The following is a 6996-nucleotide window of genomic DNA, read 5'->3' as shown; positions in this document are numbered from 1 at the left end:
TCAGTTCAGCGGGTTTGCTCACCTTTACGGTGTAGTACATCTTCAATGTACTGGGTTGCCCCATTCGGATATTTGCGTATCATATCGTATGTGCCAATACACGCAACTTTTCGCAGCTTATCACGTCCTTCTTCGCCTCTGAGAGCCTAGGCATCCCCCATACGCCCTTACATAACTTTTCGCGCTTGTAGTCCTAGTCAATTGACAATTAACAATTGATAATTGACAATTATCTAGGTACCTCTCGTTCTCTTTGATTCTTTTTAATATTTTTCGTTAGATTATCAATAATCTATTATTGATCTCTTATGCTCTTTATCCCAATATGTCAATGTACGTTTGTTGTGGAGAATAAGGGATTCGAACCCTTGACCCCCTGCGTGCAAGGCAGGTGCTCTAGCCAGCTGAGCTAATTCCCCGTGCTTAATGACGAGTTACGAATTACGAATTACGTTTCACGATATTCGCCTCTCTTCAGCTCCTAGAATTTCCTTCTTTAGCTTGTAGTCCCAGGCAGACTCGAACTGCCGACCTCTACATTATCAGTGTAGCGCTCTAACCAGCTGAGCTATGAGACTTTGTTCTTTTAGGTAAGAGGTTTTCTTCTCTTTGTCAATTACTCTGTACCTTATTTTTTTGTTGTCAGCAAGATTTAAAGAATCTGTTGATTCCTTATGCGTCAATTTTCGGTTTTCTCTAGAAAGGAGGTGTTCCAGCCGCACCTTCCGGTACGGCTACCTTGTTACGACTTAGCCCCAGTCACTAGTTTTACCCTAAACAGCTCCTTGCGGTAACCGTCTTCAGGTACTCCCAGCTTCCATGGCTTGACGGGCGGTGTGTACAAGGCCCGGGAACGTATTCACCGGATCATGGCTGATATCCGATTACTAGCGATTCCAGCTTCACGGAGTCGAGTTGCAGACTCCGATCCGAACTGTGACCGTCTTTATAGATTCGCGCCTGCTCACGCAGTGGCTGCTCTCTGTAACGGCCATTGTAGCACGTGTGTAGCCCAAGATGTAAGGGCCGTGATGATTTGACGTCATCCCCACCTTCCTCTCGGTTTGCACCGGCAGTCCCATTAGAGGGCTCGACCTTACTCGTTAGCAACTAATGGCAGGGGTTGCGCTCGTTATAGGACTTAACCTGACACCTCACGGCACGAGCTGACGACAACCATGCAGCACCTTGAAAACTGTCCGAAGAAAAGGGTATCTCTACCCCTGTCAGTCCCCATTTAAACCTTGGTAAGGTTCCTCGCGTATCATCGAATTAAACCACATGCTCCACCGCTTGTGCGGGCCCCCGTCAATTCCTTTGAGTTTCATTCTTGCGAACGTACTCCCCAGGTGGGATACTTATCACTTTCGCTTAGCCACTCAAACTCGCGTCCAAACAGCTAGTATCCATCGTTTACAGCGTGGACTACCAGGGTATCTAATCCTGTTCGCTCCCCACGCTTTCGTCCATCAGCGTCAATCAATTGTTAGTAATATGCCTTCGCTATCGGTGTTCTGTGTAATATCTAAGCATTTCACCGCTACACTACACATTCCAACTACTTCACAACCATTCAAGACCAACAGTTTCAAAGGCAGTTGCTCAGTTGAGCTGAGCGCTTTCACCTCTGACTTACCAGCCCGCCTACAGACCCTTTAAACCCAATGATTCCGGATAACGCTCGCATCCTCCGTATTACCGCGGCTGCTGGCACGGAGTTAGCCGATGCTTATTCGTAAGGTACCGTCATCAAACTACACGTAGCCCTTATTCTTCCCTTACAAAAGCAGTTTACAATCCATAAGACCTTCATCCTGCACGCGGCATGGCTGGATCAGTCTTCCGACCATTGTCCAATATTCCTCACTGCTGCCTCCCGTAGGAGTCTGGTCCGTATCTCAGTACCAGTGTGGGGGACATCCCTCTCAGAACCCCTATCTATCATCGCCTTGGGGAGCCGTTACCTCTCCAACTAACTAATAGAACGCATACTCATCTTTCACCACCTAAGCTTTAATAGTATCACGATGCCGTATTACTATACTATGGGGTATTAATCCAAATTTCTTCGGGCTATCCCCCAGTGAAAGGCAGATTGTATACGCGTTACGCACCCGTACGCCGGTCTCAGTTACCCGAAAGTAACCTCCCCCTCGACTTGCATGTGTTAGGCCTGCCGCTAGCGTTCATCCTGAGCCAGGATCAAACTCTTCATCGTTAAATTCTTTTATATCTTCTAACCGATCTTCAAGTTATTGACTTCAGGTTTCACTCAATCCTTTAAATCTTCTTTGTGCTGTACAACATTATGTCAAGGTACGTGTTGTTTCTTTCCACTCCAGAGGCACTACTCTCCTCTTTTGCGGGTGCAAAGGTATAACCTTTTTCCTAACCTCCAAAATTTTTATACACTTTTTTTTGAAGATTTTTTTAATAATTTGATAAGTGGTTGATTACTAACTTTATAAATTTTCAATATTTCTTTATTTGCCCTATAAAACTCACCGTTTTTTTCATCGTTATAGCAATTATTGTGGTTGATATTTTCCTTTTTTGTATTGCATCTGTATTACTTCTTCTTTACTATCAACCACCCTTTCAGCGCAAAATCCTTCCGCATCACGCTCTATTTTTATATGCTTAGTAACACGTGCCTCCTCTATGGTATAGAAACCTCGCACCTTATGCTCTGAAATATGCAATTTGCTACTCACCTCTTTTTTTTCTCCCTCACAAGGAGTTTTTGCAGTTCCTCCCCCCGAAATATCAGCCGTATAAGAAAATATATCAGTGCTTAAAACTTTTTGCAACTTCTTCCCTTTACTAATAAAATAGGTGAGCACCTCCGAGCCCTTAGGCTTATTTCTATCAGCATTCGAGAAAAACACCCTCACCTGATAAGCAATCGCTTTCTTCCCCAACAGTGGCGTCTGAGAAGCCACTTCCAAACCCTGTAAGCGCCCTCTATCACTGTCTTCCCATTCACCTTCACCTATGTAGTAGTTATCTATCATCTGTTTCTGAAGATTGTACAAAACAACATAAGCATCATAAAGCATCTTGTCCTTACTTCTTTTCTTTAAAGGAAAAACCACGAGCTTATGTATCGTATCTTCTTTTAGCCCTCGCTCCGTATAAAGTGCCCAATACACCTGACGTCTGTCTAGCTTAAATTTCGCCTCAATAGCTTTAAAAATAGCACTTTCATTTTGCAATTGTTCTTGTGCTACACCACACATCGGCAGTAATAACAGTAGGTATATAAACTTCTTCATTTTTTAATATTTTATTGATTGCGTCCTTGTTCTTCTGGATACAGTTTATAAACAGGCTCACTCTGCCAATATTCCTTCGTCTCAATATCCATAACCGTAAGGCGTCCTTTGAAGCCCGCCCCTGTATCTACATTTGCCACCCCGTTGAAAATAAGAGGTTTATCAGTACCCAAGCGCGTGGTAGGTGTATGTCCTATATAAATTTCATTATAGAGTTTCAAACGGTTAGGATAGTACTTATCCGTTTTAGGAAGACTAACGCTACAAGCAAGTTCCCAAAGCGTTCTATCCCAATAGTACATCTGTTCGAAATGCTCGTGAGCAATCCCCCGCAAATTAGTAAATCCCGCGTGAAGAAAAAGCCTATTTTTGCTATCCAAGTAGTAATTTTCAAGCGAGTTTATAAAATCAATATGAGCCTTTTTGCGCTCTGCCGAAACATTCCGATAAGCCTTTTCAGTAGCTTTTCCTCCGTGCAAACGCCAAAGAGTATCCATCTCTTTCCCTAAAAGAAACTCACGGCAAAGCGCATCGTGATTCCCTCTGAGGAACAAACAACGCTGTTTCTTTTGGTATCCGATGAGAAAATCCATCACCTCGGGAGTCTCACTCCAGCCATCAGCGTAATCACCAAGGAAAATAAGGTAGTCATCAGCTTGTATATCAGCCCTTTCAAGCACCTGCACCAAAGCGCGTAAAGCACCGTGTATATCGCCTATAACAAGAGTTCGCATAGTGTTTAATTTTGCTATTATTCGTCTGTGAAAAGTTCGGCAAAAGTAGTAATTTTTTTTCAATTATCAGACAATCTCTAATTTTCCACCTGCCCGTCGCGCTATAACCTCACATTACCTCCGTCATTCGTCGCCACATTCCCCTTTTTTCGTCGCTTTCTACTCGTCACTACACCCCCTCTCCTTGGGAGAAGTCTCCGAATAGGAGAGTATGTGAACGGGGTGAGGATTCTCTTTCTTTCGCCTCGAAACCCCGTTTTCAACATTTTTTGCCTTGTTATATTATGCTATTAATCAACTACTTACATACCCTTTCTATACCAATCGTCCAAGATTCGTATAAGCTTCCTATAAGCTCTCTATAAGCTAACCCCACCCTCCTCACAGCCTTTTCTCACCAAAATTCCTCTCAACTCTCTTCTGAAATCTTCCGTTTCCTTCCGAACCTCTCAATCTTCCTCTATTTTCTAATTCTCTCATTTTCTAATTTGCTAATTTTCTCTGCCTGTCGTGCTACGACTTGCTAATTTGCTAATTATTCTCTATCTTTGCCCCCGTAAACTTAAAAACCCTTTTATAAAATGAAAAACAAAGATTTTGGACTCCTCGTCCTCCGCCTCACCATAGGCTTGCTTATGCTTCCTCACGGCATCAACAAATTATTACACGCCGATGCCTTTGGATATGTTCAAAGTACCTTAGTAGCCAAAGGTCTTCCCACCTTCATTGCCTATGGGGTATATCTTAGCGAAATCATCGCTCCTATAATGATTGTATTAGGCTTCCGAACCCGTTTAGCCGCTCTTATAATGGTACTCGGCGGAATTAGTACGCTCTTTTTGGCGTATGGAGGTCAAATTACCGCAGTTACGGCTCACGGTGGTTGGGCTCCTGAACTCCCTGGACTATTCCTTTTCGGTGCTTTAGCTTTGTTCTTTACCGGAAGTGGCAAACACGCTATTTCCACTCGCCACAAATGGGATTAACGAATGTTAGAACAAATCAATCTTACCTACGAGAAAGTAGTACTTGTAGGGATTATCAATCAAATACAAACCGAAGAAAAATCTAAGGAATATTTAGACGAACTCGAATTTCTTACTTACACAGCTGGGGGTGAAGTGCTCAAACGCTTCACCCAAAAGCTTGATGTGCCTAACCCTAAGACCTTCATCGGCACCGGTAAGATGGAGGAAGTACAGCAATTTGTTGAAGAAAATGAGGTAGGTACTGTCATCTTCGACGATGAACTCACCCCTGCTCAACAGAAGAATATCGAGCGTATTCTCAAAGCAAAGATATTAGACCGCACAGGGCTCATTCTCGACATCTTTGCTCAGCGTGCACAAACCAGCTATTCGCGCACACAAGTCGAATTGGCACAATACGAATACCTCTTACCGCGCCTTACGGGATTATGGACGCACCTCGAACGTCAGCGAGGCGGTATCGGTATGCGTGGTCCTGGTGAAACCGAAATCGAAACCGACCGCCGTATCGTGCGCGACCGTATTGCCCTGCTCAAAAAGAAACTCACCGCTATCGATAAGCAAATGGCAACTCAACGCAGTAATCGCGGAGCATTAGTGCGTGTGGCGCTCATCGGCTATACCAATGTAGGCAAATCAACTCTAATGAACGTAATAAGCAAAAGCGAAGTTTTTGCCGAAAACAAGCTCTTTGCCACCCTCGATACCACCGTGCGCAAGGTTGTGATTGAGAACCTACCGTTCTTGCTCAGCGATACCGTAGGGTTCATTCGCAAACTACCTACCCAGCTCATCGAGTCGTTTAAAAGTACCCTCGACGAGGTACGTGAAGCCGATTTGCTCTTGCACATAGTCGATATTTCGCACCCCAACTTCGAGGAGCATATCCAATCAGTAAACCAAATATTAGCCGAAATTCACAGCGCCGATAAGCCCACCATTATGGTATTCAACAAGATTGATGCGTATACCAATGAAGAAATAGCCGAAGACGATTTGGCTACCGAGCGCACTAAAAAACACTTCACTCTTGATGAATGGAAACAAACTTGGATGCAACGAATGGGGCGCGATGTACTCTTCATTTCGGCACTCAATAAAAATAATCTCGAAGAATTCCGTGAGGTGGTGTACGAAAAGGTAAAGGAGATACACATCACTCGCTTTCCTTTTAATAATTTTTTATACGAAAAGATAGATGAATAAACTCAATTTACTATTGGCTACGATAGCCTTATGTTGCACCTCTTTGGCAGTTGCTCAAAACGATGAAAACCTCAACACCGATCGCCCCGACCAAAGTGAAGGGGTATACACCCTGCCCAAAGGTCAGTTTCAAATAGAAAATGGTTTAGTTTTCAGCAAAGAAGAAAGCAGTGATAACCTAATGTTACGCTACGGACTCATCACAAACACCGAACTCCGCTTAGAAGCCGATTTCGACCTCCGTACCCCCGATTTTAGCAGTACTACTTTCAGCATAAAACAGCGTTTATACGAATCGGAACAGCGCTATATCCCCTCAGTGGGACTCATCGGTTATGGACAATACAGCAAAACAGACGCTAAGACTTATACTTTCGACGCTTGTTTAGCTTTCGAAAGCTCTCTTACCGACCAGCTTTCATTAGCTTATGGTGCTCGTAGCTCTGAACAATTTAAGAATTTAGATGTTACTGCTCAGGTCAATTATGCTCCCAACAACAAGCTATGGAGCTTTGTTGAGTATTACGCTTCCTATAATGGAATGCGTGCTCCTGAGCACAATATCAATGCAGGAATTGCCTATCTCCTAAAACCTAATTTTCAAATAGACCTCAGCGGAGGGCGTACCCTTTGGCAACCAGAACCTCAATATTTTGTAGGGGTGGGAATAGGATATTTATTCATTTAACAATATGCAAAGTTTCGCCCAAAGTATCGCTTTTGCATCTCTAATTCCCCCGCAGAGAGGGCAAGAAGATGTTTCTTCATTATTGATCACTAACCATTAATCAT

Annotated in this window: 5 protein-coding genes, 2 tRNA genes and 2 rRNA genes (1 of these 9 only partly in view); 3 read left to right on the top strand and 6 right to left on the bottom strand. The window is 43.6% G+C overall.

What is annotated here, in order from left to right; translation table 11 throughout:
- The 6 genes from C3V44_RS10245 to C3V44_RS10220 form a co-directional block, all read right to left on the bottom strand.
- Positions 1-182, bottom strand: a 23S ribosomal RNA gene (locus C3V44_RS10245) (it extends 2663 nt beyond the left edge of the window).
- 163 nt (positions 183-345) lie between these two features.
- Positions 346-419, bottom strand: a tRNA-Ala gene (locus C3V44_RS10240).
- Between the two features lie 85 nt (positions 420-504).
- Positions 505-578, bottom strand: a tRNA-Ile gene (locus C3V44_RS10235).
- A 122-nt stretch (positions 579-700) separates the two neighbouring features.
- Positions 701-2218, bottom strand: a 16S ribosomal RNA gene (locus tag C3V44_RS10230).
- The 16S and 23S rRNA genes sit together here with 2 tRNA genes alongside, the layout of an rRNA operon.
- Before the next feature lie 310 nt (positions 2219-2528).
- Complete coding sequence (locus tag C3V44_RS10225; protein WP_106096394.1) at positions 2529-3275, bottom strand: hypothetical protein; 747 nt, start codon at positions 3273-3275, stop codon at positions 2529-2531.
- 11 nt (positions 3276-3286) lie between these two features.
- Complete coding sequence (locus C3V44_RS10220; protein WP_002673771.1) at positions 3287-4009, bottom strand: metallophosphoesterase; 723 nt, start codon at positions 4007-4009, stop codon at positions 3287-3289.
- Positions 4010-4590: 581 nt separating this feature from the next.
- Here C3V44_RS10220 and C3V44_RS10210 point away from each other — a divergent pair.
- From C3V44_RS10210 to C3V44_RS10200, 3 genes are read left to right on the top strand one after another with little or no spacing between them, the layout of a single operon-like run.
- Positions 4591-4995, top strand: coding sequence for a DoxX family protein (locus C3V44_RS10210; protein ID WP_002673772.1), 405 nt, complete (start codon positions 4591-4593; stop codon positions 4993-4995).
- Positions 4996-4998: 3 nt separating this feature from the next.
- Complete coding sequence (gene hflX, locus C3V44_RS10205; protein ID WP_106096393.1) at positions 4999-6204, top strand: GTPase HflX; 1206 nt, start codon at positions 4999-5001, stop codon at positions 6202-6204.
- The gene (locus C3V44_RS10200) at positions 6197-6892 is read left to right on the top strand and encodes a transporter (RefSeq protein WP_106096392.1); all 696 of its coding nucleotides are present in this window, start codon (positions 6197-6199) and stop codon (positions 6890-6892) included. Before hflX ends, C3V44_RS10200 begins: the two co-directional genes overlap by 8 nt.
- The last annotated feature ends 104 nt before the right edge of the window (positions 6893-6996 follow it).

The sequence above is a fragment of the Capnocytophaga sp. oral taxon 864 genome (assembly GCF_002998835.1).
In the GTDB taxonomy this organism is placed as follows: Bacteria; Bacteroidota; Bacteroidia; order Flavobacteriales; family Flavobacteriaceae; genus Capnocytophaga; species Capnocytophaga ochracea.
The sequence above is the reverse complement of the archived record's forward strand: the minus strand, read 5'-3'. Positions and strand labels throughout refer to the sequence as shown.